The 26114-nt window shown below is 59.6% G+C and carries 26 protein-coding genes; 15 read left to right on the forward strand and 11 right to left on the reverse strand.

From position 1 onward, the window contains the following. Positions 1-7 precede the first annotated feature (7 nt). Together poxB and JNB91_RS16950 are read left to right on the forward strand one after the other, a co-directional pair. Positions 8-1735 (forward strand): ubiquinone-dependent pyruvate dehydrogenase, encoded by a 1728-nt coding sequence (gene poxB / locus JNB91_RS16945; RefSeq protein WP_220326691.1) that lies wholly within the window; start codon positions 8-10, stop codon positions 1733-1735. Positions 1736-1795: 60 nt separating this feature from the next. Then, positions 1796-2047 carry a YMGG-like glycine zipper-containing protein gene (locus tag JNB91_RS16950; RefSeq protein WP_220326692.1) on the forward strand — a complete coding sequence of 84 codons (252 nt, stop codon included), beginning with the start codon at positions 1796-1798 and terminating at the stop codon, positions 2045-2047. Positions 2048-2126: 79 nt separating this feature from the next. On the opposite strand, the gene JNB91_RS16955 is transcribed toward JNB91_RS16950, so the two are convergent. From JNB91_RS16955 to coxB, 5 genes are read right to left on the reverse strand one after another with little or no spacing between them, the layout of a single operon-like run. Then, positions 2127-3179 (reverse strand): c-type cytochrome, encoded by a 1053-nt coding sequence (locus JNB91_RS16955; RefSeq protein ID WP_220326693.1) that lies wholly within the window; start codon positions 3177-3179, stop codon positions 2127-2129. Further along, a complete protein-coding gene (locus JNB91_RS16960) occupies positions 3179-3820 on the reverse strand; it encodes a cytochrome c oxidase assembly protein (RefSeq protein ID WP_222857548.1) in 642 nt (213 codons plus the stop codon). The genes JNB91_RS16955 and JNB91_RS16960 overlap by 1 nt, the downstream gene beginning before the upstream one ends. Further along, complete coding sequence (locus JNB91_RS16965) at positions 3817-4200, reverse strand: hypothetical protein (RefSeq protein ID WP_220326695.1); 384 nt, start codon at positions 4198-4200, stop codon at positions 3817-3819. Before JNB91_RS16965 ends, JNB91_RS16960 begins: the two co-directional genes overlap by 4 nt. Next, positions 4197-6710: a cytochrome c oxidase subunit I gene (gene ctaD / locus JNB91_RS16970; RefSeq protein WP_220326696.1), complete on the reverse strand. Its 2514-nt coding sequence runs from the start codon at positions 6708-6710 to the stop codon at positions 4197-4199. Before ctaD ends, JNB91_RS16965 begins: the two co-directional genes overlap by 4 nt. Beyond that, complete coding sequence (gene coxB / locus JNB91_RS16975) at positions 6710-7798, reverse strand: cytochrome c oxidase subunit II (RefSeq protein WP_223218224.1); 1089 nt, start codon at positions 7796-7798, stop codon at positions 6710-6712. Before coxB ends, ctaD begins: the two co-directional genes overlap by 1 nt. Before the next feature lie 149 nt (positions 7799-7947). Here coxB and JNB91_RS16980 point away from each other — a divergent pair, with 149 nt between their 5' ends. The 5 genes from JNB91_RS16980 (at position 7948) to JNB91_RS17000 (ending at position 10977) form a co-directional block, all read left to right on the forward strand. Next, complete coding sequence (locus tag JNB91_RS16980; RefSeq protein WP_220326697.1) at positions 7948-8388, forward strand: DUF2231 domain-containing protein; 441 nt, start codon at positions 7948-7950, stop codon at positions 8386-8388. A 1-nt stretch (position 8389) separates the two neighbouring features. After that, the gene (locus tag JNB91_RS16985; protein ID WP_220326698.1) at positions 8390-9868 is read left to right on the forward strand and encodes a PQQ-dependent sugar dehydrogenase; all 1479 of its coding nucleotides are present in this window, start codon (positions 8390-8392) and stop codon (positions 9866-9868) included. Positions 9869-9995: 127 nt separating this feature from the next. Further along, on the forward strand, positions 9996-10175 hold the full coding sequence (locus JNB91_RS16990; protein ID WP_220326699.1) for a DUF2934 domain-containing protein: 180 nt from the start codon (positions 9996-9998) through the stop codon (positions 10173-10175). 179 nt (positions 10176-10354) lie between these two features. Further along, entirely contained in the window at positions 10355-10579 is a 225-nt protein-coding gene (locus JNB91_RS16995; protein WP_220326700.1) for a hypothetical protein, read from the forward strand. A 101-nt stretch (positions 10580-10680) separates the two neighbouring features. After that, positions 10681-10977 (forward strand): PRC-barrel domain-containing protein, encoded by a 297-nt coding sequence (locus JNB91_RS17000; protein ID WP_220326701.1) that lies wholly within the window; start codon positions 10681-10683, stop codon positions 10975-10977. A 100-nt stretch (positions 10978-11077) separates the two neighbouring features. Here JNB91_RS17000 and JNB91_RS17005 read toward each other — a convergent pair whose 3' ends face one another. Beyond that, positions 11078-11539 carry an MgtC/SapB family protein gene (locus JNB91_RS17005; protein WP_220326702.1) on the reverse strand — a complete coding sequence of 154 codons (462 nt, stop codon included), beginning with the start codon at positions 11537-11539 and terminating at the stop codon, positions 11078-11080. After that, positions 11536-12138 (reverse strand): DedA family protein, encoded by a 603-nt coding sequence (locus JNB91_RS17010; RefSeq protein WP_220326703.1) that lies wholly within the window; start codon positions 12136-12138, stop codon positions 11536-11538. Before JNB91_RS17010 ends, JNB91_RS17005 begins: the two co-directional genes overlap by 4 nt. 158 nt (positions 12139-12296) lie before the next feature. On the opposite strand from JNB91_RS17010, the gene JNB91_RS17015 reads away from it, so the two are divergent. After that, entirely contained in the window at positions 12297-12728 is a 432-nt protein-coding gene (locus JNB91_RS17015) for an OsmC family protein (protein WP_220326704.1), read from the forward strand. 242 nt (positions 12729-12970) lie between these two features. Here the strand turns inward: JNB91_RS17015 and JNB91_RS17020 are convergent, their stop codons facing one another. The 4 genes from JNB91_RS17020 to JNB91_RS17035 all read right to left on the reverse strand — a co-directional run bounded on the left by JNB91_RS17020 (position 12971) and on the right by JNB91_RS17035 (position 17228). After that, positions 12971-13792, reverse strand: a complete 822-nt coding sequence (locus JNB91_RS17020; RefSeq protein ID WP_220326705.1) for a triphosphoribosyl-dephospho-CoA synthase — start codon at positions 13790-13792, stop codon at positions 12971-12973. 281 nt (positions 13793-14073) lie between these two features. Further along, positions 14074-15585, reverse strand: a complete 1512-nt coding sequence (locus JNB91_RS17025; RefSeq protein WP_220326706.1) for an ABC transporter substrate-binding protein — start codon at positions 15583-15585, stop codon at positions 14074-14076. A 35-nt stretch (positions 15586-15620) separates the two neighbouring features. Further along, positions 15621-16463, reverse strand: coding sequence for an alpha/beta fold hydrolase (locus tag JNB91_RS17030; protein ID WP_220326707.1), 843 nt, complete (start codon positions 16461-16463; stop codon positions 15621-15623). A gap of 123 nt (positions 16464-16586) precedes the next feature. Next, positions 16587-17228 carry a GntR family transcriptional regulator gene (locus JNB91_RS17035; protein WP_220326708.1) on the reverse strand — a complete coding sequence of 214 codons (642 nt, stop codon included), beginning with the start codon at positions 17226-17228 and terminating at the stop codon, positions 16587-16589. A gap of 145 nt (positions 17229-17373) precedes the next feature. Between JNB91_RS17035 and JNB91_RS17040 the strand changes: the two genes are divergently transcribed. The 7 genes from JNB91_RS17040 (at position 17374) to JNB91_RS17070 (ending at position 26071) form a co-directional block, all read left to right on the forward strand. Next, positions 17374-19443, forward strand: coding sequence for a hydantoinase/oxoprolinase family protein (locus JNB91_RS17040; protein ID WP_346269355.1), 2070 nt, complete (start codon positions 17374-17376; stop codon positions 19441-19443). A gap of 4 nt (positions 19444-19447) precedes the next feature. Next, positions 19448-21109 carry a hydantoinase B/oxoprolinase family protein gene (locus JNB91_RS17045; protein WP_220326709.1) on the forward strand — a complete coding sequence of 554 codons (1662 nt, stop codon included), beginning with the start codon at positions 19448-19450 and terminating at the stop codon, positions 21107-21109. A 75-nt stretch (positions 21110-21184) separates the two neighbouring features. Next, the gene (locus tag JNB91_RS17050; protein ID WP_220326710.1) at positions 21185-22204 is read left to right on the forward strand and encodes an NAD/NADP octopine/nopaline dehydrogenase family protein; all 1020 of its coding nucleotides are present in this window, start codon (positions 21185-21187) and stop codon (positions 22202-22204) included. A 95-nt stretch (positions 22205-22299) separates the two neighbouring features. Continuing rightward, a complete protein-coding gene (locus JNB91_RS17055) occupies positions 22300-23217 on the forward strand; it encodes an ABC transporter permease (RefSeq protein ID WP_220326711.1) in 918 nt (305 codons plus the stop codon). Positions 23218-23225: 8 nt separating this feature from the next. Further along, entirely contained in the window at positions 23226-24083 is an 858-nt protein-coding gene (locus tag JNB91_RS17060) for an ABC transporter permease (protein ID WP_220326712.1), read from the forward strand. Between the two features lie 51 nt (positions 24084-24134). Then, entirely contained in the window at positions 24135-25145 is a 1011-nt protein-coding gene (locus JNB91_RS17065) for an ABC transporter ATP-binding protein (RefSeq protein WP_220326713.1), read from the forward strand. Next, positions 25142-26071 carry an ABC transporter ATP-binding protein gene (locus tag JNB91_RS17070; protein WP_223218226.1) on the forward strand — a complete coding sequence of 310 codons (930 nt, stop codon included), beginning with the start codon at positions 25142-25144 and terminating at the stop codon, positions 26069-26071. The genes JNB91_RS17065 and JNB91_RS17070 overlap by 4 nt, the downstream gene beginning before the upstream one ends. Positions 26072-26114 lie beyond the last annotated feature (43 nt).

Below are 26114 nucleotides of genomic sequence, written 5' to 3' on the forward strand. Positions count from 1 at the left end.
TATCGCAATGAAGTCCAAAGTCGCCGACGTAATGACCGAGATTCTGCACTCCGCCGGCGTAAAGCGGATCTATGGTGTTGTCGGCGATAGCCTGAATGGACTGACGGAATCTCTGCGCAAACGAGGCGATATCGAGTGGGTTCATACTCGCCACGAGGAGACTGCGGCCTTCGCCGCTGGCGCGGAAGCTCATATCACCGGCGAACTCGCTGTTTGCGCGGGAAGTTGCGGTCCGGGCAACCTGCATCTGATCAATGGGTTGTTCGACTGCCACCGTTCTGGTGTCCCGGTTCTGGCGATTGCAGCACAGATACCGTCGGAGGAAATCGGCAGAGGCTATTTCCAGGAAACGCATCCGGATCAGCTCTTTCGGGAGTGCAGCCATTATTGCGAGCTCGTCAGCCAACCCGAGCAATTGCCTGGTGTCATGGAGGCTGCCATTCGGGCCGCAGTCGGCAAACGCGGCGTTGCGGTTATCGTCATCCCCGGCGATATCGCCCTTGCCGATTTTTCTGCAAAAATCTCGTCTCCGGCAGCCCTGAAATTGGCCTTGCCAAGCGTGGTCCCGGCTGATGATCAAGTCGACGCCCTGATAGCGCTGCTGGGCGAAAGTTCAAAAATCACTCTCCTGTGCGGTCGTGGCTGCCAAGGCGCGCACGACGAGGTCGTCGCAGTAGCCTCGCGCCTCAAGGCACCCATCGTGCATGCGCTTGGCGGCAAGGAGCATGTTGAGTGGGATAATCCGTATGATGTGGGCATGACCGGCCTGATCGGGTTTTCGTCCGGTTACAAGGCGATGCTCGAATGCGACACGCTGATCATGCTCGGGACCGACTTCCCCTACAGGCAGTTCTATCCGACCGATGCGAAGGTCGTGCAAATCGATATCCGGCCCGAAAACCTTGGCCGGCGAACACCGCTCGACCTGGCGATCGTCGGTGATGTCAAGTCGACGCTCAGCGCAATACTCCCTAAGCTTCGAGAACAGACCGACACCAAACACCTCGATCGTTGCCTGGCAGCCTACAAGAAGGCACGCGAAGGTCTGGACGACCTCGCGACCGGCAAAGCCGGAGGGACAATTCACCCGCAACATGTTGCGAGACTGCTCAGCAAACAGGCATCGGACGACGCGATCTTCACCTTTGACGTCGGAACGCCGACGGTCTGGGCTGCGCGATATCTCAAGATGAACGGGAAGCGACGCCTGATTGGGTCGCTTGTTCACGGCTCTATGGCCAATGCGCTGCCCCAGGCGATTGGAGCGCAGGCTGCCGACAAGGATAGACAGGTCATCAGCATGTCCGGCGACGGCGGCTTCACCATGCTGATGGGCGATTTTCTGACGCTGCAACAGGAAAATCTTCCCGTAAAGGTCATTGTCTTCAATAATTCGTCTCTGGGTTTCGTCGCCATGGAGATGAAGGCCGCCGGCTATATCGAAACGGGAACCGATCTTGAAAACCCGGACTTTGCAGCGGTCGCGCGTGCCGCCGGCATTCATGCTGTCCGTGTCGAGGATCCCGCTGAACTGGAACGCGGCATTGAAGCTGTTCTGCGCCATCCAGGCCCGGCACTCCTCGATGTTGTCACAAATCCGCAAGAGCTATCCATTCCTCCGAAGATCAAGGCGGCCCAGGTGATGGGCATGAGCCTTTGGGCTGCCAAGGCGGTGATGAGTGGTCGAGGAGACGAACTGATCGATGTTGCAAGATCCAACTTCTTCTCTCGCTAAATATGATCGGAACGCATCACACGTCGCGACGTTTGCCGTTTGTAAAAAAGCGAGGTTTCAATGCATAAAATCATCATTCCGCTGTTGGCGGCATTGTCTTTGACCGCATGCTCTTCGACCGAACGTGGTGCCGGCATCGGCGCTGCGAGTGGTGCCGTCATCGGTGGTGTTGCCACAGGCAATGTCAGAGGCGCGGCTGTCGGCGCGGCTGTCGGCGGCGTATCCGGCGCATTGATCGGCAACGTCGCAGATCAGCCGGGGCGTTGCTACTATCGCGATCGAAACGGCAACAGGTACGTGGATCGCTGCTGATCCTTTGTTGAGAGGTAGGACAGCCTCCTACCTCTCAACCGCCGTTGTCCATCTCCAATTTAGCTACACACCCGTCGCATTATCTGGCGCTGAAGTATGCTGCTACAGCTGAAATATCATTGGCCGTGAGTTCCTTGGAGGCCCCAGTCATCAGGTGGTGGTATTCAGAGCCACCGCGCCCGCCGGATTGAAATAGCGTCAACTGATTTTGTAGATAGGCTGAATTTTGACCGGACAGTTTTGGGTAGGCCGGATTTCCGCCCTGTTTGTCATGGCAACTCAGGCAAGCAGGAATCTTATCGGCAGTGCGACCTTGCTCTGCCAGCAGGCGCCCTTTCTCGATCAGAGCCGGATCAGGGGCTGCATCTGCCCGAGGACCAGGTTTCTGGTTGGCATAATAGGCAGCCAGTTCTGGCAGGCTCTCAACGGACAATGTACCGACCGCCACCTGCATGATGCCGCTTGGGCGTTGCTTGTCCGCATAAGCCTTCAGAGCATCGAGGAGATACGCCTCGGACTGCCCGGCAAGCCGTGGAATATAGCTACCATCATTCAGCTTTGCTTCGGCGTGGCAGCTTTCGCAGGTGATCGGCAGAGGCGAGACCTCTCCGGCGTGGCCAATCCCGTGCAGGCCGGACGCCTGGATATAGGCGCTCGCATCCATATCCGGCAGCTTGCGAAGAAACGCCACCATCGACCAGACCTCGTCATCGCGCGACTGCACAGGCCATGCCGGCATGCCGGTGAAGCGGACGCCGTGCTTGACGATCTCGAACAGTTCGGCATCCGACCATTCGGGCACCACTTCTTTCAGGTCCGGCGGCGGGGGCAGCATGGCGAGCACCGAATCCGGTCTCGGTTGGGCCGGCGAGCCGTGACAGACGGCGCAGCCAGTTTCGAAATGGCCGGCCGCACCGGGCAAGAGCCCGGGATCGTCGAGCGGCGGCACGTCGCCGGTCGCAACTTCACGGGCCGAGACGGAGTTGCGCATCACCCAATGCAGGAACCAGTCGGTGGCGGCCCAGTGGCCGGTCGAGGCGCGCACACTCATCAGCCCGGACCAGCCGACGGCAAGCCCAAGGATTGGCGCGATGATGGCGAGCACGATCAGGTGTTTCCAGCGAATGGTCATCAGCCTCTCCTGCGTGATGCTTGCGGAATGCCGGAATTGAGCGTCGTGGCCAGAAGCGAGACGCCGCCGGCGAGATAGACCGCCGCACCCACCAGCAGCATGATAACGCCGCCCGCTTGCTGATCGACGACCGGGCTGAGCGGGATGCCGAAACAGCTCACCTCGCCTTCGCCGTAGAGTGCCCGCGGCGAGAGCGCCAGCAATGCTCCGAGCAGCGTCATGTGCATGGAGGTGAACAGCAGGCCCACGGCTCCGGCCATCCGCCGGCCGTCCCTGCCCGTTTCGAGCCCGCCGAGACAGGAGAGCCAGAGCGCCAGCCCTGCAGCCAGGAAGGTTATCTGCTCGAATGCTGCAATGAGCGGAGAGCTTTCCGACAGTGCCCTAAGAGCGGGGATATGCCAGACCCAGACAGCAACAAGTTCCACGATCGAGGCAACGATAGGCGAGAACCATGGCCAGCGAGCCGGGAAATCGAAGCGCGTTCCCGAAAGGCCGATGGCAATCAGCGGTGCTGCACCGGCAACGACACCCATATGGGCGAGCATGTGGATGGTGAACGAGGCCCGGTCGGCGAAGGGAAGCAATAGCCCCCAAAGCGCTGCGAGCAGGATCAAACCGGAATAGAGCGAAGCGCGTTTCATCGCTGGCACTCTGCGATGAAGATCAGAGGAATGGCGGCGTAGATGACGGCGACAAAGCTGAGGCCCGAAAGAAGCAGCGTCGCATAACCCTGAAACAGGGTACGCCCCTTCCTCGTCGGCTCATCATGCGGCGGGTCATGCACGCCAAAACCCCATTGCCGCCAAGCCAGCCAGGCGGAAAGCACGATGACGGCCAATGCGACGACGGTGAAGCCCGCGAGAAGAAGCCGCACCGTAGCAAAATCGAAATCAAGAGATGCAGCCTTGGCGCAGTAGATGGCAACGGTCGCGTAACAGCCGATGAAATGCACCGCCCACACGGTCGGAGCAGTGAACAGGGTCCAGAGGCTTTCCACCTCGCGCGGGATGAAGCTCTTCATGCGCTCACCATCGGAAACAGGCCGAGCACCGCGAATGTGACGACTGCGGTAAAAGCCATGAAATGCCAGTAGAGCGTGACATTGCGGATATCCTGATCATAGGCAGCCGTCACCCGTCCGGTAAGGCTGCCGACGAGGCAATAGGCCTGCATGATCATCCCGACCGCACCATGAACGACCGTCCAGATGGCGATGATCCAGACGGTGGCGGGATAGACGTTCGAGGTCGGGTCCATGCCGTGGAAATAGGGACCGGCAAGTCCTGCAAGGCAGGCGGCGATGGTAACAAGAATGCTGGCAACGAGCGCGATGCGGCAGCCGGCAGGTCCCTTCTCGTTCAATTCGCGCGCCGTGATGGTCAAGAGCCAGGCGACGGTGAAAAGGGCGAGCGCCAGCATCGGCCACAATACGCCGGGGCCAGTGGCGCCAGCGGTGAAATCGTCATGCACTGTCCAGTAGAAGAAATAGCCGAAGATGAGGCTCGCAAAGGCGGTACCGTCACCCACCATGGTGATGAACATCGCCCACCAGCCGACAGAAGCCGGACCGGACACATAGACCGGCAGTTTCTGCCCGAGGCCGACATCCACCTCCTCCGCCTCCGGGATCTGCGCTGTCCCCGTCCAGAGCCAGACCATGATCGCGATGAAGGTTATGACGGCGCAGATGAGGGTCGGGATCCACCAGTGGAAGGTCAGCGCGATGAAGACGCCGCCGAGCGCCAAGGCGGCGACCATCGGCACCAGGGAAACGCCGCCGACACGCAGACACTGGATCGGCTCGGCATCGAGCACGGACGTCACAAGCGTCTCGCGCTGGCCCGACTTGGCGTCGGGGAGATAGTAGCGTCCTGCCTCGATATCGGCCTGCAGGTTCGGCTGTTCCCAGAGCGGATACCGGCTGGTGATGATCGGCACCGAGCGCATGCCCCAGTCCTCTAACGGATCGTTGGTCCATTCCAGCGTGCCGGAATTCCACGGGTTGAGATTGCGCACCTGCGGCTCCGGTTTCGGGCGGAAGATATCGATGACGAAGGTCATGACGCCCGCGGCGAAGACGAAGGCTCCGATCGTCGAGATCAGGTTGAACAGGTCCCAGCCGAATTCTTCCGGATAGGTAAAAATGCGGCGCGGCATGCCGCGAAGACCGGAAAAATGCATCGGGAAAAAGCCGACATTAAAGCCGACGAACATCAGCCAGAAGGCCACCTTGCCCCAGGCATCGGAGAGTTTCTTGCCGGTGACGAAGGGAAAGTAATAGTAGATGCCGGCGACGATCGGGAAGAACACGCCGCCGATGATGACGTAATGCAGGTGCGCTACGATGAAATAGGTGTCATGCGCCTGCCAGTCGAAGGGTACGAGCGCCACCATAACGCCGGTCAGGCCGCCGATGGTGAAGATCGCTAGGCCCCCTGCTCCGAACAGCATCGGCACGGAAAAGATCACCCGACCGGCCAGCATGGTGGCGATGAAGACGAAGATCTGCACGCCTGTCGGGATCGCCACAGCCTCGGATGCAGCAGAGAAAAAAGCCAAGGAAATCTGCGGCAGGCCGGTGGTAAACATGTGATGTACCCATAGGCCGAAGCTTAAGAAGCCCGTTCCCACCGCCGCCAGCACGATCCACGAATAGCCGACAATCGGCCGCTGCGAGAATGTCGGCACGATCATCGCCATCAGCGCGATCGCCGGCAGGAAGATGATGTAGACTTCCGGATGGCCGAAGATCCAGAACAGGTGCTGCCACAGAAGCGGATCGCCGCCGCGCGCGACGTCGAAGAACGGCCAGTCAAACATCCGCTCCATTTCAAACAGGATGTCACCGGCAATCAACGGTGGGAAGGCAAACAGGATCATGCCGGCGACGATCAAAAGATACCATGCGAACATCGGCATCATGTTGATGCGCATGCCCGGCGCACGGCATTTCATGATGCCGACGATGATTTCGACGGCGGCGGCGATCGATGCAACTTCGATGAAGGACAGGCCGAGCAGCCAGATATCGGCGCCGATTCCGGCATATTCCTTGTCGGTAGCGAGCGGCGGATACATGAACCAGCCGGCATTGGGTGCCGCATTGAAGAAGATCGATCCGCAGACAAAAATGCCGCCGAGCAGAAAGCTCCAGTAGCCGAAGGCAGAAAGCCGCGGGAACGGCAGCTCGCGGGCGCCGAGCATGGAGGGCAGAAGGAAGATCGCGATCGCTTCAAAGATCGGCACCGCGAAGAGGAACATCATCACCGTGCCATGCAGGGTGAAGGCCTGGTTGAACAGCTCGGCGGAGATGAGATTATTGTTCGGTACCACGAGCTGGGCACGCATCAGCAATCCCAGCAGGCCGGCGAACAGCATGAAGGCAAAAGCGGTGACACCGTACCAGAGACCGATCTCGCTATTGTTGACAGAGGTCCAGTAGCGCCAGCCGCCTGGTGTCTTCCACACCTTGCGCAACCGCTCCTCCTGTGCTGCCCGCTCTTCGGGCGAGAAATCGCCGAGCTCCACCATCACTTGAGCTCCTTCAGGAATACCGCGATTGTTTTGATGTCATCTTCAGGAAGCATCCCGAAATGCGGCATCTTCACACCCGGCTTGATTTCGCCCGGATAGGCGACGAAGCGGGCGATGTCCTCGGCGGTGTGGGGCAGTGTTCCGGCAGCAAGCGTCGCGCGCTCTCCGAATGCGGTGAGATCCGGCCCGATGCGCCCATTGGCGGCCGTGCCGGAAATCGTATGACAGGCGCCGCAGCCATTGTTGAGGAAGACCGCAAGCCCCTCGGCCTCCTGCGAACCGGAGGCCCGACGTTCGGCCAGCCAGGCCTCATGCTCTTCGGGCGAAACCGCACGCACGGTGAAGGCCATCAGTGCATGGGACTCACCGCAGAATTCAGCGCAGACGCCGCGATAGATCCCTTCCCTGTCGGCTGTCAGCGTCAGCGGATTGGTGCGGCCGGGGATCATGTCCATCTTACCACCGAGCGAAGGAACCCAGAAGGAATGGATGACGTCCGCGGCCTTGAGCGAGAAATGCGCCGGTTGACCGACCGGAATACGCACTTCGTTGGCCGTCTCGAACATCGTTTTGCCCGTCTCGTCGAGATAGCGCACCCGCCACCAGAACTGTTCACCGGTCACTTCGATGCGGCGCACCTGTTGATCGTCCGGTATCCATGGCCGGATCGCCGGCATGAGCCACATGCCATAGGAGAGCAGCGCGCAAAGGATGATTGTCGGAATGATTGCTCCGCCCCAAAGGATGACGCGGCCGGCGCTCTCCTCGCTGTGCTCCCGCTTTTTTCGCGCGGCGTAGATAAGGGCGGCGACAAGCCCAAGCCAGATGACTGCGCCGCCGACCAGCATGACGAAGAAAAGCTGCGCGACGTTTGCGGCTTCAGGCCCGGCGGGGTCGAGTGCGGAATGGTTGCCGGAACAGGACGTGAGCGTGAAGGCGAGCAGAGCGAGAAGGCTGGGACAGAGCCGCGAAAGATGCGTCTTTGATCGTGTCGGCCGGCATGTGCCGGTCACGCAGCCATCCGCCATCCAGAATTGCCCCCTCTGCACCTGACCATTCGTGGCGAAACGGTGGCGGAACCTCATGGTTCCAAGTGATTGTCATTTTCGTGTCTGGCTGTTCATAGTGGTCTGCGCCTGGGAGACCAGGTTCTCCAGACGCGACGGTTGGCGGGAACAATTCGCGCCGTGATGCGGTTGAATGGCACAAGCTCACCGTCGCAACGGAGTGACAGATGGCCGCCCTTTCCTCGCCAAACCGCGATTCCGCCGCCTATCCGCTGCAATCGCTTTTCGTCCCCTTCCCCCTCGTCTGCTTTACCCTGACCCTGGTGGCGGACATCTCCTATTGGCAAAGCGGCGGCAACTTGATCTGGCTGACCTTTGCCTCGTGGCTGCTGTTTGCCGGCCTGGTGTTTGGAGCGATCGGTCTGCTGGCGGGCGTGATCGATATTCTTCGGCGGCGCACGCGGCCACTTCGACCCGGCTTCATGGCCATTCTGCTTTATATCGCGATCCTGCTGCTCGCCTTCGTCAACAGCTTCGTTCATGCCCGTGACGGCTGGACGGCGGTCGTTCCGTTCGGCCTGGCGATTTCGACGGCAACATTCGTGCTCATCGTTTTCGCTTCCATCACGTCGGCAAGAAAATACGCAAGACTGGCCTGGAGGGTCTGAGATGAAATCGTTCTTTCCCGGCGTTTCCGCCCTTGCCTTGACGGCCAGCCTTGCAGGCACCGCAATGGCGCAGACTGCGGTCTTCGATACCTCCCAGCAGATCGGTCCCGACCCAGTTCTGCCGGAACCGCAGCAGGAATTGCTGCCGGACCTCAAGGTAGCCGAGGTGGTCGGCTGGAAGGATGGTGAGACGCCGTCTGTACCGGAAGGCCTCAAGGTAACGGCTTATGCCAACGACCTCGCCAACCCACGCACGGTCCACACGCTCCCGAATGGCGATGTACTGGTGGTGCAGTCGAAAGCACCGGAGGGAAAACCACTCAGTCGGCCAAAGGATTTTATCCGCGGCTGGATCATGGCGATGGCTTCCGGCGGCGGTGGCGGGGAACAGAAGGAGACGAACCTCATCACTCTGCTGCGCGACTCCAATCGCGATGGAGAGGTCGACGAGCGTCATGACCTTCTGACCAGTCTCGATTCTCCCTTTGGCCTCGCATGGGCCGACAACACGCTCTATGTGGCGTCCGCCAGTGCTGTTCTCGCCTACCCTTACGAACTCGGCCAGAACCAGATCAGCGAAGCGCCGAGGACCCTGACGCCGCTTCCTGGCGGTCCGTTGAACCATCACTGGACGAAGGATATGGCGCTGAGCCCGGATGGCCGCATGCTGTATGTGTCCGTCGGTTCGAATTCCAACGTCGCCGAAAACGGGCTTGAGGCAGAAAAAGGCCGGGCCGCCATCTGGCAGGTCGACCGGCAGACCGGGGCGGCACGCGTCTTCGCTTCCGGCCTGCGCAATCCGAACGGGCTGACATTCCATCCGCAGACCGGCGAACTCTGGACGGTGGTCAACGAGCGCGACGAACTCGGCCCCAACCTTGTGCCGGACTATATGACATCGGTTAAGGATGGCGGCTTTTATGGCTGGCCATGGAGCTACTATGGCGATCACGTCGATCCGCGCGTTTACCCCCCGCGTCCGGACATGGTCGAGAAGGCAATCAAGCCCGACTACGCGCTGTCGAGCCATGTCGCGGCGCTGGGCATGGCCTTCACCGAAGGCTCGGCCATGCCGCAAGCCTATGCGAATGGAGCATTTGTCGGCAACCGAGGCAGCTGGAACCGCGACAGCTTCAACGGCTACAAGGTCGTCTACATTCCCTTCGAGAATGGCAAGCCTTCGGGCAAGACGCAGGACGTCGTCACGGGCTTCATCAACGGTGAGCAGGCTCGCGGTCGTCCCGTCGGCCTCGGTATAGATGGCACCGGCGCCCTGCTTGTGGCCGATGATGCAGGAAATACGGTGTGGCGTATTTCCGCCGCTGATGGCACGACGATCCCGCAGCCGATCGGCACGGACCACGCAAACGCTGCTTCGCCGGCTGCCGCAACCATGCAAGGCGGACAGGACCCGCTTGTGCCCGAGGCGGACCGGTTGCAGCCAGCGCAAATGCAGATCGCCCCTGCGACTGGTCCGTAACGCATCATGTTCTAACACCATGTCCGCTTATGGGCCTTCGTCGAAACACGTTCCTTCGTACGGCATCGGACATTGTTTACGGCCAGCAGTATCCCAGATTCCCGCCTTGTAAACACGGGAGGAAACGATGCCTGAGCGCGACGAATGGATTGCCCGCAAGGCCTATGATCTTTGGGAGCAGGCTGGCCGCCCACAGGGCCTGGATCGGGAACACTGGCAAGATGCCGCCTATCAGTGGGAACGCGATGCTCATCGCTCCACCGATCCTCATGGTCGCTCCGATTGGGATGACGAGGATGAGGGTTGAAGCTCCATTTCTGATCTCCAATCAGGCCGGTCCCGCAATTCGCACGGGATTGAAAGTAGCGCGCCATGACGGATGAGAAACGCCGGGAGACGAAAAGCCAGCAACCCACCTGGGCGAAATCTCTCATCTTGAATGACGACGCATGATGCATCCCGCTGCGACCACCACAGGTGCATCCCATGAGAAACTTCTTCGAAACGACTTTCGGACCGACCGAACTCGATATCGTCGACACCGCCTTTAAGGAGTGGATGGCCGTCGCCAATGTCGCCAAGGACAGTCCCGAGGCTGAGCTGGCGGCTGCGATCGTCATCAATCTATTTCGGGAAGGCAATGACACGATGCCCGCGATGCGCAAGGCAATCGCCGCTCACTGCGGCCTCAATGAGTTGCGGCACGTGTGACCTTTTGCTCCAGTTTTCCGGCATTCCGCCGAAGGCAGCTACAGGAACAAAAGCTTGGCCATCAGGTTCGGTCGCTGCGGATAACACAAGGAGGAAACATCATGGACCACACCAATCATGTTCGTCTAAGCACGACGGAACTGACGCCAACCGTTCTCGAGGGCGCAACGATTTATGGCGCAGACGATCACAAGGTCGGCAAGGTCGACCATATCCATGGATCAGGTGCAGGCAGTACCGCGATCATTGATGTTGGCGGTTTCCTCGGAATCGGCGCCAAGCCCGTCGCCGTTCCGTTGACCGATCTGGAATTCATGCGCGACCAGGACGGTGATGTTCACGCCGTCACGGCCTGGACGAAAGATCAGCTCAAGCAGATGCCCGAACATCGCCACTAGATTGCGTCGGCATATCCGGAGCCGGCGCACGCGCCGGGCTTTTTCCTGTCCGCCTTTCGCCCGCACGCCGTGCGGCAAGCAGATACCGATACAAGCTTCTTCAGGAAGAAGCGTCTTCGTCATCCCTGGTCGCTTTGAAATTCGCCATTACCCTGAGCGTGGCAAAGGTGACGATGGAGAGTACGATGGCGGTGTCATAGGCGCCCAATCCAACCGCGGCGCCGATCGCGCCAGTAGCCCAAAGGCTTGCCGCTGTCGCGGTCCCACGTGTGCTAGCCTTGCCAACAAGAATGGCACCGCCGCCAATAAATCCGACACCATTGATCAACCCCTCGACCACACGTGCCGTTGCCTCGGCATTACCTACTGTCACGGTTTCTGCGGCCTGTATGAAACCGCAGGCTGCTATTGCGACGAGCGGAAACGTGCGCAGTCCTGCACTCCGCTCGTTGCGCTCCCTATCCCAGCCGATCGGCAGAGCGAGGACATAGGCGAAGATGAGTGCGGCCAGATGGGGCACGAAATCGAGTTGGATGCCCAAGGCGGTGGCCCAATCAGTCATGCGCGCTCACCCCTGTAGGTTGCGACCCGGTAGAGGTAGACGGCGATGAGAAGGACAAGCACTGCGGTCGACACCGGATCGACATAGTCCGCGACGACGCCATAGGCCTGCCCTAGCAAATATCCCGCCATCGCCAGCGCCATGGTCCAGATGAATGTCCCGATGGCCGACAGAGCAAGGAATTGACCGAGCGACATGCCCTCGACGCCTGCAGGTACGGATATCAACGTGCGGATGGTAGGAATAAGTCGTCCGACGAGGACGGAAACCTTGCCGTGGCGCTTGAAGCGATCTGCCGCTGCATCGACTTCCGATGGCGACATGGTGAGCCATCGGCCATGGCGCGAGGCGAACCTTTTCACCCCTTCATGCCCCAGCTTTCTGCCGAGGAAATACCAGGGCAGAATTCCGAGCAGGGAGCCAACGGTACCAGACGCGATGACGACCAGGATATGCATGTCGCCGCGCGTCGCGAGGTAGCCGGCAAGCGGCATGATCAGTTCGGACGGGATGGGTGGAAAGATGTTTTCCAGAAACATGAGAAGCGCGATGCCGAAAGGCCCAAGCGCTTCCATCATCGTGTGAACCAGTCTTTCCATTTTGCTCCTCGCGTATGGGCGTGCTGTCCAACGCGCGAAGGATAAAAAAGTTACAGTCATCGACCGTGCCCGGGCATGGAGATTTTGTCGGCTTGCCCGGAACGTTGCGCGCCGACAGCCCGTTGATCCATCGCAACGAAAATACGAGGAGGTACACGATGGCGATCAACAAGAATGGCTCTGCACACTGGACAGGTGGACTGAAGGACGGCAAGGGGCAGGTCTCGACGGAGAGCGGTGCCCTGAAATCTCAGCCCTATGGCTTCAACACCCGCTTCGAGGGTGTTCCGGGGACCAATCCTGAAGAGTTGATCGGTGCGGCACATGCTGCCTGTTTCACCATGGCGCTCTCCAAGTCGCTTGGCGAAGCCGGCCTGACCGCAGAAAGCCTCGACACCAAGGCGGTGGTGACGCTCGACAAGGTTGGTGACGGGTTCGAGATTACGGGCATCGAACTCAACCTGCGCGGAACGGTCCCGGGAACGGATGAAGCGACGTTTGCCGGGATTGCTGAAGACGTGAAATCTGCCTGCCCCGTCTCAAAGGCACTTTCGGCCGTTCCGATCAGCCTCAACGTTACCTTCGGATAAGACCGAACCGCGGCCGGGAACCATCCCGGTCGCAAGCATTGTCGTACCAACGAACACAGGGCCCTGGCCGCTCCAAACGCCCCCAAACCCAAAGTCCGCCCGACCGATGCGAAACACCCTCTTAAGGAGTTAGCCATACTTCGGCAATAGTTTGATCAGGTCCTCATCCTAGTCGATCAAGGCAGCTTGCTCGTAATATTCCGGTTATGAAGGCGCCCTCAAGGATCGAGTGGTGAGATATCTCATGGGATAGACGGGACCGTAGCTCCGAAACCTAGATTGCCAAGAAACCATGTCACGGCAAGCAAATCTGCGCTTCCTCCGGGGCTCAGATTGCGCGCGACCACCAACTCATCAAACTCCTGAAGGCGGGATCGCAAGTACGGCAGGGCGGCACAGTCTTCCGATCGCAGCGCACGAGCTAGTTTCTGCACGAAAGAAAGTCCCTCGAGGCCGCCTCTGGCAACCAGATTTGTATCGGGATTAAAGGCGAGCAACTCTAACAGTGCAACGAGTAAAGCAGTTTCGTCAGCCACACCAATGCGACGGAGCTTATGATACGGAGGCAAGGAATGCTTTCGCACGGTTGCAAATCCGGATGCCGCTTCACCCCGCGCACCGGTCATGCCGTAGCGCTGAAAAAATAGCTCACCGGCAGTTCTTGCCTCCCTTGCCGCGTCGAGTTCATCGACCAAGTCCACACACATCCCCGCCACTTCCTTGCACAGAATATCGGCGCCGAGCGAAGCGCCACGTCCGGCCAACCGCCCGGCGGCAGCGCAAAGCAGACCAAAGGCAAAGATACTGCCCTTATGGGTGTTCACCCCTCTCGTTGCCGTCAGCATGTCTCTCTCGCATTCGAGGCCGACTGGCCTGACATGCGGCAGAAACACGGAGGCAGGCATGTCACATTCGGTGAAGCCCGTATCAAAGAACCAATTGAACCACGGTCGCAGTACCACGGCGCTGGTGAGAAATGCGAAGACATTCATGTCGAGATGACGACCTAAGAAATTCACAAGATTGCAGCTTCTGAAAATATTGGTGTTTAACAGCCAGATCATAGGATCTGATCCCTTCACCTCTGGCGATGACGCACCACGGCTTCGTGGAAGCGCGTACCGTGAAGAACGCCATTGTCTTTGAAATCGTAGTTTGGATTATGAAGCGGTGCGGGGCCCTTGCCGTTGCCGAGGAAAACCAAACATCCGGAGACCCGATCCGGTTCCAATCATGAGCCTAACGTGAGATGCCTGATCTGGTGGAATGATGAGGTCAAATCAAGCCGCAATGGGGCGCCAAACCGGAGATTGGCGCTCCATTATCTTGGGCTAAAGAGCGATTTTTAATTGACCGGCTTCATGTCGAAGGCGCGGACCCAGTCATCACCACGGGCCTGCCAGGTGATTTTCTTGGAAAGGCCATAGGTAGCCGGCTGTGCATAGAGGAAGAGAGCGCCCGCCTGATCACACATCAGCTTGGTGGCATCGGCGTAGATCTTCTTGCGCTCATCCGGAACGGTCGATGCGCGGCCCGCGTCAAGCAGCTTGCCGAAATCCGCATTGTTCCAATAGTCGTAGACATTGCCAGGCGCGAACATGGTCAGCATGCCGTCGGCATCGATCGTCGGCCAAGCAAGTCCTTGAACTGCGATCTGAGCCAAATTGCGCTCCTTGATCTGCTTGTTCATGAATGCACCAAACTCGATCTCGGTGATCTTGACGTTGAGGCCTACTTCCTGGAGCTGCGAGGCGATAACCTGGGTGACTTCTTCGCCCTGGAGATAGGTTGCCGTCGGAATTTCGATCTCTATCTGCTGGCTGAGATCGACACCGGACTCTTTCAGGAGTTCCGCAGCCTTTTCCGGATCATAGGGATAAGCCTTCAGGTCCGGGTTGTAACCGAAATAGGCCGGGGTCAAAAGCTGGCAGTCCGAAACCGTTGCCTTGCCATCGAAGATCGACGCAACAATCCCTTCCTTGTCGATCGCGTAATTGATCGCCTGACGGAATTTCAGGTTTTCGAACGGCTTCTTCTGATGGTTGAACTTGCCGAGCATGGTGCGGATGGAATCGATCGCATCGGCAGTGGCGCGGCCACCTTCGTTGATGCGTTTGATCTCCGTGGTCGGAAGGCCGGTGATCAGGTCGATTTCACCGGCTTCGAGTGCCGCAGTACGGGCAGCCGATTCCGGGATGACGCGGAAGTTGACGGACTTGAAGTCCGGCTTCGGACCCCAGTATTCGGGATTCTGTACCAGAGTGATGTGATCGCCCGGAACGTTTTCCTTGATCATATACGGGCCGCCGGACATGGTTTCCGTCGCCGGCTTGTGGGTCTTGGCCCATTCCGGCGGCAACAGGAAGAACATCGACAGCTGGTCGGCAAGCGCCGGATAGGGCGAAGACGTCTTGATCTCGACCGTCGTCGGGCTGATCACGTTTGCGCTTGAGACGAGGCTGAACCAGCCGGCGATACGAGCGCCGACGCTCTTGTCGAGAACGCGGTCGATATTCCATTTCACCGTCGCCGCATCGATCTTTTCGCCGTTGGCAAAATGCGCTCCGTCAACCAGTTCGAAGCGCCAGGTATTCGCGTCGACCATGGTCCAGCTTTTTGCCGCATCGCCCTTCAGCTTGTAGTCTGGACCTCGCATGATCAGGGCGGGATAGATATGGCTGATGACGCTGAGGTCGGAGCCGACCGATGCGCTCATATGCGGATCCAGCGTATTGACCGAAACGCGCAGCGCGATCGTCACCGTATCGGTTGCCTGCGCAAAAGCCGGTGCGGAAAGCCCGGCAATGGAAAGAAACGTTGCGCCATAAAGGGCAAGGTCAATCTTGGTAAAGCGCATTTCGGACGTCCTTTTTCGGGTGAGCGGGATGAAGTTCAGGGCGCGGTGCGCGCCAGGAATTCGCGGATGGCGGAAACGACCGTGGCATTGGCTTCCACGTGAACGGCGTGATTAGCGTTCGGGACTTCCAGAAGATCGGCCTTGGGAATGTGCTCGGCGATGTAGCGCGAATGGTTCGGCGGGCAGATCCAGTCCTTGGCGCCGCAAATTACCAGCGTCGGCACGTCGATGTCCTTCAACCGGTCGCGCACGTCATAGATACGCTCGGCAAACAACGCGTTATGGGTTTCGGCATGCAGATGCATGGTTCGGGTGCGTTCAAGTGCCGCGTCGGGATCGAATTCCTCGTAATAGAGCGGCTGGAGCGCGAGCCAGATCAACCGCAGCTCCATGTCGTCCTTCACCTTGTCGGAAAACAGCTTTTCCAGCATGGAGACTGAAGCGCTCGGTGCCTTGTGCAGCCGTTCCTTGAAGGTGACGAAGGCGTCATCTTCGTTGTGGTGGCTCGGAGCGGTGCCTCTGAGGATGAGCCGGGATAGGCCATGTGGATGGCGCACCGCATAGGTGAGCGCAATCATGCCGCCGAATGAGCCGCCCTGCAAAATCATCTTCCTGTCGCCACAGAAATGCTGGCGAAAGGCTTCCAGATCGTCGGCGAACTGTTCGAAATTATAGGGTGGCGTCAGGCTCGTTTCGCCGCATCCGCGCTGGTCATAGGCAATCAGCCGATAATCGTCGGAAAGCGCCTTATAGGCATTGAACTCCCCCTTGCGGTCGCCGATGCCCCGGCCCCCATGGAGAGCGAAGATAACCTCGGCATCCTTGTCGCCGATATCATCATAAACGAACGTCGCCCCATTGAGCTTTATCGTCGGCATCCAGATCTGTTCCCATTTTTTGCGAGGCGATTTTTACCGCCTCAGAATTATTGCAAAAATGAGAACATGAAATGGCGCCAATTTCAAACCAAATTTTTTCTTAGTTCGAGCAGGCGCTAGAAATCAATTCTGGATGGGCCTTGCCCCGACATGCTTTTCGGTGACGAGGCGCAGCCGCTCGGCATCGCGGGTTCGCAGGCACTCGATCATCTCGAAATGTTCACGGGCAGAGCGTTCCAGCTCCGCCGGGGTGTTGCTGGCGCGCTGTGCGGCGAGTGGCACTCGGCGCCGCAGATCCCAGATGATTTCGACCATGACGGGGTTCTTGCAGGATGTAAGCAACTCCCGATGGAAGGCGAGATTGGCTTCGTCCTGATCTGCAAGGGTGCCGGTTTTCAATGTCTCGGAAAACTCGCTCGCGAGATAGGACAGGCGGGCGAGGGATTCCCCGCTAATGTTGGAGATCAGCTCATCTGCGATGGATTTTTCGACAAGAGCACGGGCGCCTCGAACATTGTTGGCATGGGCCTGATCGACCGAAGGAACGTAATAACCGCGATTGGGTAGCCGCTGGACGATCTTGCGTGATTGCAGTTGTTCGAGGGCGTGGCGCAGCGTAAGCCGCGTACATTGATAGCGTTCCTCGAGATCGATCTGTTTCAGCCACATGCCGGGAGCGAGCTTGCCGCTGTAGATATCGGTTTCAATCTGCTCGATCAGTGGCCGCGGGTCTTTCTCGCCGCCCGTATCAATCGTGGTTTCCATACGCTGTTTCCTGCCTGTGCTGCCGTCCTCCTGCGGTGGGTCGGCTTGTAGTTTTTATCCTATCAGCGATTTGCTGCGTTGACACCACCCAAAATTGGCGCCAATCTTGTTGAGAATTTCAATTCCAACGGTGGTTCAGATTATCGTGGCACAGAGCGCAGTTTCCCGTTACCGCATCGGCGTCGACTCCGGCGGCACCTTCACCGACGTCTGCATTTTTGACGAGACGAAGCAGGAAATGTTCGTCTGGAAGGTTTCTTCCACTCCCGCCGATCCATCCGAAGGCATCGCCAACGGTATCGTTCAGGGGCTGCAGTCGCTTCCCGAAGGCGGCGCAAGCCCGGATGCTGTTGCCTATTTCGGTCACGGCACTACGGTCGGCACCAACGCGCTGATCCAGGGGCGCGGTGCAGCCTCCGGTCTCATCACCACCGATGGTTTTCGCGATGTGCTGGAGATCGGCCGACAGAAGCGCCCCGAGCTCTATTCGTTGCAGACGGTAAAGCCGCCGCTGCTTGCCACCCGCGACATGCGCAAGGAAGTGCGTGAGCGCGTGCTTTATGACGGCACGATCGCCGTTCCGCTTCATGAGGACGACGTACGCCAGGCGGTTCGCGAGTTGAAGGAAGCCGGCATCAAGGCGATCGCCATCTGCACGCTGTTCTCCTTTGTCGAGCCGGGCCACGAGAAGCGTATCCGCGAGATTGTCGAAGAGGAAATTCCGGACGCATTCATCAGCGTATCGCACGAAATCGCGCCGGAATTCCGGGAATACGAGCGGGTTTCGACGACGGTGGTCAACGCCTATCTCGGCCCGATCATGCGCAGTTATCTCGATCGGCTGACGCCGCGTCTGGAGGCGGCGGGCGTGCATGCCGAACCGCATCTGACACAGAGCAATGGCGGTGTCATTTCCTGCGACACCGCCAAGAAGCAGCCGGTCCGCACGGTGCTGTCCGGCCCTGCAGCCGGCGTGACGGCAGCGCTGGAAATCGGCAAGGCGACCGGCAGCAACAATCTCATCACCTTCGATATGGGTGGCACGTCGAGCGACGTTTCGTTGATCGACAGCGGCAAGCCGCAGATGGCCAACGATATCGTCGTGCACGGCTATCCGCTGAAGGTGCCGATGCTCGATATTCACACGGTCGGAGCCGGCGGCGGCTCTATCGCCTATGTCGATAACGGTCTGCTGAAGGTTGGTCCCCGCAGTGCCGGCGCCAATCCGGGCCCGGTTTGCTATGGCCTCGGAAACGAGGAGCCGACGGTGACGGATGCCAATATAGTCCTTGGCGTCCTGAACCAGACCCATCTCCTCAACGGGCGCATGAAGATCGATGCTGAGGCTTCCAAGCGCTCTGTCGCACGCCTCGCCGCTGATCTCGGCATTGACGTCATGGATGCGGCGCAGGGCATTATTCGCGTTGTCACCGCCAATATGGCGAAGGCGATCCGCGTCATTTCCGTCGAGCGCGGTTACGACCCTCGCGACTACACCATGCTTGCCTTCGGCGGAGCCGGCCCGATCCATGCGGCACGCCTTGCCAAGGAATTGGATATTCCACGCCTGATGATCCCGAAACATCCGGGCATCATGTGCGCCCTTGGCCTGCTGCAGGCCGATCTGCGGACCAACATTTCGCTTACCCGCATGGCACCGCTTGCTTCTGCATCGCTGCCGGCGATCGACGAAAGCTTCGCCCAGTTGCGCGAGCGCGCCGACGAGTGGTTCGATCAGGAGAAAATCCCCGCCAAGGATCGTCGTCTCTCGCTTGCGATGGATATGCGTTACGGCGGCCAGGGCTATGAGCTGACGATCGATCGCCCCGAAGGGCTGACGGGTGAAGAGCTACTGGAAGCTATGAAAGACGGCTTCGAGCGTGCCCACATGCAGCTCTATGGTTATGTCGCGGCCGAAGAGCCGATACAGATCATCACCCTGCGTATCGAGGCGATCGGTAACGTGCCGAAAGCGGAAGTGAGTTCCTATCCGGCGGCGACCACCGAAGTTAAGGCTGCCATCATCGGTGAGCGCACTGTCTACCTGCCGGAACTCGGCGGCTTCACGCCTTGCCCGCTTTATGACCGCACGCTGCTCGGCCCCGGCCATGTGGTTGCCGGCCCAGCGGTTGTCGAACAGATGGATTCCACCACGCTCATTCTTCCCAGCCAGTCGGCCACCGTCGACAGCCAGCTCAACCTGATCATCGAGTAACGCCATGAACCAGACTGTTTCACTTGAGACGAAACTGCCTGCGGTCGATCCCGTCACGACCGAAGTGATCGGTAGCGCGCTGTCGACCATCGTCGAGGAAATGGGCAAAGCTATCGTCCGTGCTGCCTATTCGACCAACATCAAGGAGCGCCAGGACTGCTCCACGGTGATCTTCGATGCCGAGGGCCGTACGCTTGCACAGGCGGAGCGCATCCCCGTCCATCTCGGCTCGCTGCTCGGCATCGGCGAATATGTCTTGAAGCATTGCGATCTGTCGACCGTCGAGCCGGGTGATGTCTTTGTCGGCAACGACGCGCATACCGGTGGCGGCACCCACCTGAATGACATCGTCTTCCTCGAGCCGGTGTTCTTCGAAGGCGAACTCGTCGCCTGGGTAACGAACCTTGCCCACCATTCGGATTTCGTCGATCGCGGCCACGCGCATATCTTCCAGGAAGGCCTGCGCATTCCACCGATCCGGCTTTACCGCAAGGGCGTGCTGCAGCAGGACATCATGGATCTGATCCTGCTTAACTGCCAGGTGCCGCGCGAACGCATCAACGATTTCCGTGCCCAGATGGCGGCCAATCGCCTTGGCGTACAGCGCTATCAGGCGCTTTGCGAAAAGTATGGCAAGCAGATCGTTGCGGCTGCCGGCCTCGAGGTGCTGAATTATGCCGACCGCAAGACCCGCGCCGGCATTGCCCGTATTCCCGATGGCGTCTACGAGCATAGCTGCCGCTTCGACAGCAACCTTGTCGAAGAGGTCATGGACCTCAAGGTGAAGATCGAGGTGAAGGGTGACGAGATCTTCTTCGATCTCGCCGGCAACCCCGAACAGGTGCGTGCGCCGATCAACATGGTGATGACGGCAACGCTGGCGACGGTCTATTTTGCCGTCAAGGCCTTGGTCGATCCGGATATTCCGGCCAATTCCGGTTTCCACCGGGCGATCCATGTGACAGCACCGGAAGGTACGCTGTTCAACGCCGTCGCACCGGCTGCCGTCTATAGCCGTACCGATCCGGGTCAGCGCCTCGTCGATCTGATCTTTGCAACACTCTCCCAGGCTATTCCGGAAGAGGTTTGCGCGGCCTGCACCGGCGGCGGACTTCTCACCTTCAGCGGCATGCATCCGCGCACCGGCCGTTTCTACGTCTATAACGAGATGTGCGGCGGCTCGATGGGCGCACGCGCCAATATGGATGGACTTGATGGCGTGCAGGTCCATACGACCAATACGGCCAACATTCCGATCGAGGCGCTCGAATACGAGCATCCGGTCATGGTCGAGCGTTATGAACTCGTCGAGGATTCCGGCGGTCCGGGCAAATTCCGTGGCGGCATGACGATGCGCCGCAAGGTGAAGATCCTCGACCATACGGCAACGATTTCCGCTGGTGGCACCAACGCGGTCATCCCGCCATGGGGTCTGTTCGGCGGACAAAACGGTCGCACGACCAATGTCGAACTCGGCGAAGGCGTTGCCCCGCTGAAACGTCGTGCCGGTATCGTCGGCGCCGGCCAGACGGTCGCCATGGTTGCGTCTTCGGGCGGCGGTTACGGTGATCCCAAGCAACGCGACCGGGAACTGGTTCGCAAGGATCTGCGCGAAGGCCGCATTTCGGAAAAGGCGGCACGCGAAATCTACGGTCTGGACATCTGAGGCGCGCCGGTGCGTCGGGCGAGCCCCGGTGCACCGATGCTAACAAGCAGATGCCGATAAAAAAGGGGAACAGGCATGCGCATTGGTATCGTCGGATGTGGCGGCATTGCCCTCGGTTACGCAGCAATGCTGACCGAAGAGGGGCATGATACTATCCTGTGGTCGCCCTCAGGCAAAAGTGCTGCGGATCTGCGTGGCGCGGAACTGGACGTAAGCGGAGTTCTGGAAACGCGGTTTTGCCCGGCCTTCGCCTGTGATCCTCAAGTGCTTGTCGAACACGCCGAGGTGGTGATCATTGCCGTGCCGGGTTACGGGCACAAGGCGGTTATCGATGCCGTCGTTCCCTTTGCCAGGAGCGGGCAGACATTAATCGTCAGTGCCCAGCTTTCTCTGAGCGCGACCTATCTCTGGCAGCAATTGCAGATCCGTGGCGTTTCTGCGAATGTCGTGGCCTGGGCAACAACGGCGCTGATGTCACGTCGGTCCGGGCCGAAGAGCATTTCCATCGGCGGCATCCGATCCAGGCTTGAGGCTGCGGTTCTGCCTGCCGGCGGAGATGGTTCGGCTATCGACATATGCAGGGATCTGTTCGGCGATCGCTTTACCGAGGTGGCCGATATCACGGCGATCGCGCTCAGCAATCTCAATCCGCCGATCCATCTCGCCAGCGCGCTCTGCAACTTCACCCGCATCGAGAAGGCTGAATACTGGGCCAATTACGACGGCATTACCCCTTCCGTCGCGCGTATGATCGAGGCGCTCGATGCCGAAAGGCTGGCGGTCGCTGAAGCCTATGGCGTCACTGTGCGCACGGTGCACGAGCACTATCATCTGACATTTGGCTTCGAGCCCGGCCGAACGCTTGCGGAAATGGCTGCTGCGGTTCACGAAAAGCGCAAGGGGCCACCCGGCCCGGTGACCACCGATACGCGCTTCGTGACCGAGGACGTTCCGTTCGGCATCGTGCCGGTCATAGCGCTTGCGGACGAACGTGGCGTTGCCGTGCCCTTGCATAAGGCAGGGCTCGTCGTCGTCAACGCGCTTTATGGCAGACAATTCGAAAATGAGAATGATCTTCTTTCATGGGTAGCTTAACTCTCCGGTCTCGTGATTTTCTGGAAGCGCATGACGATGATTGATAACAGACAGGCCGGAACAATCTTAGGCGTCGCGCAGGCTGGAGGTCGGATATGACGCGTTATCTGATGACCAAGCTGATCGAGGCTTTCATTGCGATTTGGGGCGTCGTGACGATCGTGTTTTTCGTCAGCCGTATTCTGGGTGATCCGGCGGTGCTGCTCGTGCCCGTCGGTGCAGGCCAGCAGGAGATCGACAATCTCCGCGCGGCTCTCGGCCTCGACCGGCCGCTGCTCGAGCAATATTTCCAATCGCTCCTTTCCATGCTGAAGGGTGATTTCGGCATTTCCTTCCAGCACACGCGGCCTGCACTCGATGTCGTCCTCGAGCGGATGCCGGCGACTGCATCGCTTGCTGGCCTGGCGCTGCTTTTCGGCACGTTGATCGGTGTTGCGGCCGGTGCCATCGCGGCACTGATGCGCGGCACCGTGGCGGAACTGATCGTCATGGTCGCTGCATTGCTCGGCCAGGCGACCCCGACCTTCTGGCTCGGCATCATGCTGATCCTGCTGTTTTCGGTCGAGCTCGGGCTGCTTCCCACCGGCGGGTCAGGAACCTGGCTGCACTACATCCTGCCCGGCCTGACGCTTTCGGTTTTCGTGTCCGCTTCGATCGCGCGTCTCCTGCGTTCCTCGCTTCTGGACATCATGCGGGAAGACTATGTTCGCACGGCACGTGCCAAGGGGCTGATGCCGCGCACCGTTTTTTTCTGGCATATCGCCCGTAACGCGCTGATCCCGGTCGTCACGATGATCGGGATCATCGCCGGCGAATTGCTGGGCGGTTCGGTGGTAATCGAGACGGTGTTTGCATGGCCGGGCGTCGGTCGCGTCATCGTTCAGGGCATTCAGGCGCAGGATTTCCCCGTCATCCAGGCCGGGGTCACGCTCGTCGCCGCCATCTTCGTTTTCGTCAACCTTTTGGTCGATCTGCTTTACGGCGTGCTCGATCCCCGTATTCGTCGAGGCTGAGTGCGGTCATGAAGTCTTTCCTCTCCGCCCTTTTGAGAAGCCGTGCCGGATTGTTCGGCTTCGTGCTGGTCATGCTCTTCGTCGCAGGAGCCATTCTCGCACCATATCTGGGGCTGGCATCACCTATTCGCTCCAGCCTTACCTCGCGCATGGTCGCACCGACATGGACCGGCCTCTTTTCGCCGGGTGCTCACCCGCTCGGCACGGATGAACTTGGCCGCGATATTCTCTCGCGCATCCTCTATGGCAGCCGCACAACGCTTCTGATCGCGGCAGGTGCCGTCATCCTCGGCGGCGCAGTCGGAACCCTGCTCGGCATTGTTGCCGGTTATTACCGCGGCATCGTCGATCGTATCCTGATGCGTGTCGTCGATATCCAGCTGGCGCTGCCGCTGATGTTGCTGGCACTGCTGGTCGTGGCCGCGGTGGGCGCCTCGACGCAGAACCTTGTCATCGTTCTGGCGCTTACCAGCTGGCTGCGTTACGCGCGCATCATCCGTGGCCAGGTTCTGGCACTACGCGAACGTGAATTCATCCTGTCCGCCCATGCGATCGGCGCCGGGACATGGCGGATCATGATCAAGCATCTTCTGCCGAACGTGATGACGCCGGTTCTGGTCATCGCGACGCTGGAGCTTGCGCGCATCATCATCATGGATGCGGCCCTGTCCTTCCTCGGGCTTGGCGTCCAGCCTCCAAGCCCGAGCTGGGGACGGATGCTTGCCGATGGTCGTGTCTATATCACCACCGCCTGGTGGATCGTCACTTTCCCGGGCCTTGCCATCCTGCTGACCGTCCTGAGCGTGAACCTGCTCGGTGACTGGCTGCGTGACTATTTCGACCCGAAGCTGAGGACCGCACGATGAGTTCCAAAATCTTGTGCGAGTCCTTCAACAGTCTCTCGGAGCTCTGACGCCATGGCACCGCTTCTCGATATCCGCAATCTCACCGTCGTCTTCGATACGCCAGCCGGTACCGTGCATGCGGTCAACGATGTCTCCTACACGATAGAGGAGGGCGAAACGCTCGGCATCGTCGGCGAATCCGGCTCCGGCAAGAGCGTCCATGCACTCTCCATGGTCGGGCTGATCGCTCGCCCGCCGGGACGCATCGTCAGCGGCGAAGTCTATTTCAAGGGCCGGGATCTGCTGAAATTGTCCCAGCGCGAGCTGTTCGACCTTCGCGGCAAGGAAATCGGCTTCGTCTTCCAGGACCCAATGACCTCGCTCAACCCGGTGCTGACGGTTGAACGCCAGATCGCCGAACCGTTGCGGCGGCATTTCAACCTGTCGAAGAGCCAGGCGCGCGAGCGTGTCGTCGAACTGCTGGAACTTGTCGGCATTCCCAATGCCCGTGAGCGTATCGGCCAGTACCCGCACGAATTCTCCGGCGGCATGCGCCAGCGTGTGATGATCGCGATCGGCATTTCCTGCAATCCGAAGCTTCTGATTGCCGATGAGGCGACGACGGCGCTGGACGTGACGGTGCAGGCGCAGATCCTCGATCTGGTTCGCGATTTGAAGAAGAAGATCGGCACGACGGTAATCTGGATCACCCATGACATGGGCGTGGTTGCGGGGCTCGCAGATACGATCCAGGTCATGTATGGCGGGCGCATCATGGAGCGCGGACCGGTGGATACCGTGTTTGAGGATCCTCGCAGCGCCTATACCTGGGGTCTGCTGAAGTCGCTGCCGCATGGTGGCAAGCGCGGAACGACGCGTCTTTACCAGATCCCCGGAAATCCTCCGAACCTGATCAACGAGCCGATCGGGGATCCCTTCGCGCCGCGCAACACGTTTGCGACGGAGCGTTGTCTTCGCGAAACGCCGCCGCTGCAACAGGTGGAAGGCAGCGTGCCGGGCCACAAGGCTGCGGTCTGGTATGATCTGCGCGAAGAATTGAAAAAGCAGGAGGCAAAGGTATGAGCGTTGACCGGACCATGACGCCGCCGCAAAAGCCTCTCGTGATCGCCAACCGTCTCTGCAAGACATTCGGCGGCGGACGCAGCCTGCTTGGCGCAAGCGCGCCGGCACTGAAAGCCGTCAATGATGTCAGCTTCGAAATCTTCCCGGGCGAGACACTTGGCCTGGTCGGAGAATCCGGTTCAGGCAAAAGCACGACGGGCCGCGTTTTGCTGCAGCTTGAGGAGCCGACCAGCGGCGATATCATCTTCAAGGGGCAAAATCTCACGGGCCTGTCGAAGTCGCTGTTGAAGCCGCATCGGCGCGACATGCAGATCATCTTCCAGGATCCCTATTCGTCGCTCAATCCCCGCATGACGGTTGGCGAATTCGTCTCCGAACCGCTGATCGTGCACGGTGTTGCGACCAACAAGTCGGAGCGCAATGACAGGGTTGCGGCACTCTTCCGCAAGGTGGGCCTCGATCCGTCCTTTATGACGCGCTACCCGCATGAATTTTCCGGCGGCCAGCGCCAGCGGGTCTGCATCGCTCGCGGTATTGCGCTCGATCCGGCCTTCATTGTTGCCGACGAGCCGATCACCGCGCTCGACGTCTCGATCCAGGCGCAGATCGTCAACCTGTTTCAGGATCTGCAGGACGAACTGGGCTTGACCTATCTGTTCATCGCCCATGACCTCTCGATGATCCGCTATCTCTGCCATCGCGTCGCTGTCATGCTGCGGGGCCGGATTGTCGAAATCGGTCCATGCGAGGCAATCTTCGAAAACCCGCAGCATGCCTATACTCAGGCGCTCCTATCGGCGATTCCCGTGCCCGATCCGAGAATCGAGCGTAACCGCAAGCCGATCACCTTCGATGTCAGCGCCAACCTGCCGCCTGAGGAGGCAACGCTGCAGCCGGTCGGCGATCGACATTTCGTACTTCGCTGAAATGCGCGTGTAGTTCGCAGCACCAGTGGCTTTCAGGACCAGG

It is taken from the genome of Aliirhizobium wenxiniae, from assembly GCF_019511445.1.
GTDB lineage: Bacteria > Pseudomonadota > Alphaproteobacteria > Rhizobiales > Rhizobiaceae > Neorhizobium > Neorhizobium wenxiniae_A.

Coding starts and splice junctions, on each gene's coding strand:
- poxB (WP_220326691.1), top strand. CDS start 8: ATGAAGTCCAAAGTCGCCGACGTAATGACCGAGATTCTGCACTCCGCC.
- JNB91_RS16980 (WP_220326697.1), top strand. CDS start 7,948: ATGGCCGCCCTTTCCTCGCCAAACCGCGATTCCGCCGCCTATCCGCTG.
- JNB91_RS16965 (WP_220326695.1), bottom strand. CDS start 4,200: ATGAAGAGCTTCATCCCGCGCGAGGTGGAAAGCCTCTGGACCCTGTTC.
- JNB91_RS17060 (WP_220326712.1), top strand. CDS start 23,226: ATGAAGTCTTTCCTCTCCGCCCTTTTGAGAAGCCGTGCCGGATTGTTC.
- JNB91_RS17015 (WP_220326704.1), top strand. CDS start 12,297: ATGGCGATCAACAAGAATGGCTCTGCACACTGGACAGGTGGACTGAAG.
- JNB91_RS17035 (WP_220326708.1), bottom strand. CDS start 17,228: ATGGAAACCACGATTGATACGGGCGGCGAGAAAGACCCGCGGCCACTG.
- JNB91_RS16985 (WP_220326698.1), top strand. CDS start 8,390: ATGAAATCGTTCTTTCCCGGCGTTTCCGCCCTTGCCTTGACGGCCAGC.
- JNB91_RS16950 (WP_220326692.1), top strand. CDS start 1,796: ATGCATAAAATCATCATTCCGCTGTTGGCGGCATTGTCTTTGACCGCA.
- JNB91_RS17025 (WP_220326706.1), bottom strand. CDS start 15,585: ATGCGCTTTACCAAGATTGACCTTGCCCTTTATGGCGCAACGTTTCTT.
- JNB91_RS16995 (WP_220326700.1), top strand. CDS start 10,355: ATGAGAAACTTCTTCGAAACGACTTTCGGACCGACCGAACTCGATATC.
- JNB91_RS17005 (WP_220326702.1), bottom strand. CDS start 11,539: ATGACTGATTGGGCCACCGCCTTGGGCATCCAACTCGATTTCGTGCCC.
- JNB91_RS17070 (WP_223218226.1), top strand. CDS start 25,142: ATGAGCGTTGACCGGACCATGACGCCGCCGCAAAAGCCTCTCGTGATC.
- JNB91_RS17010 (WP_220326703.1), bottom strand. CDS start 12,138: ATGGAAAGACTGGTTCACACGATGATGGAAGCGCTTGGGCCTTTCGGC.
- ctaD (WP_220326696.1), bottom strand. CDS start 6,710: ATGGTGGAGCTCGGCGATTTCTCGCCCGAAGAGCGGGCAGCACAGGAG.
- JNB91_RS17030 (WP_220326707.1), bottom strand. CDS start 16,463: ATGCCGACGATAAAGCTCAATGGGGCGACGTTCGTTTATGATGATATC.
- JNB91_RS17020 (WP_220326705.1), bottom strand. CDS start 13,792: ATGATCTGGCTGTTAAACACCAATATTTTCAGAAGCTGCAATCTTGTG.
- JNB91_RS16960 (WP_222857548.1), bottom strand. CDS start 3,820: ATGAAACGCGCTTCGCTCTATTCCGGTTTGATCCTGCTCGCAGCGCTT.
- JNB91_RS17055 (WP_220326711.1), top strand. CDS start 22,300: ATGACGCGTTATCTGATGACCAAGCTGATCGAGGCTTTCATTGCGATT.
- JNB91_RS17050 (WP_220326710.1), top strand. CDS start 21,185: ATGCGCATTGGTATCGTCGGATGTGGCGGCATTGCCCTCGGTTACGCA.
- JNB91_RS17045 (WP_220326709.1), top strand. CDS start 19,448: ATGAACCAGACTGTTTCACTTGAGACGAAACTGCCTGCGGTCGATCCC.
- JNB91_RS17000 (WP_220326701.1), top strand. CDS start 10,681: ATGGACCACACCAATCATGTTCGTCTAAGCACGACGGAACTGACGCCA.
- JNB91_RS16990 (WP_220326699.1), top strand. CDS start 9,996: ATGCCTGAGCGCGACGAATGGATTGCCCGCAAGGCCTATGATCTTTGG.
- JNB91_RS17065 (WP_220326713.1), top strand. CDS start 24,135: ATGGCACCGCTTCTCGATATCCGCAATCTCACCGTCGTCTTCGATACG.
- coxB (WP_223218224.1), bottom strand. CDS start 7,798: ATGAGGTTCCGCCACCGTTTCGCCACGAATGGTCAGGTGCAGAGGGGG.
- JNB91_RS16955 (WP_220326693.1), bottom strand. CDS start 3,179: ATGACCATTCGCTGGAAACACCTGATCGTGCTCGCCATCATCGCGCCA.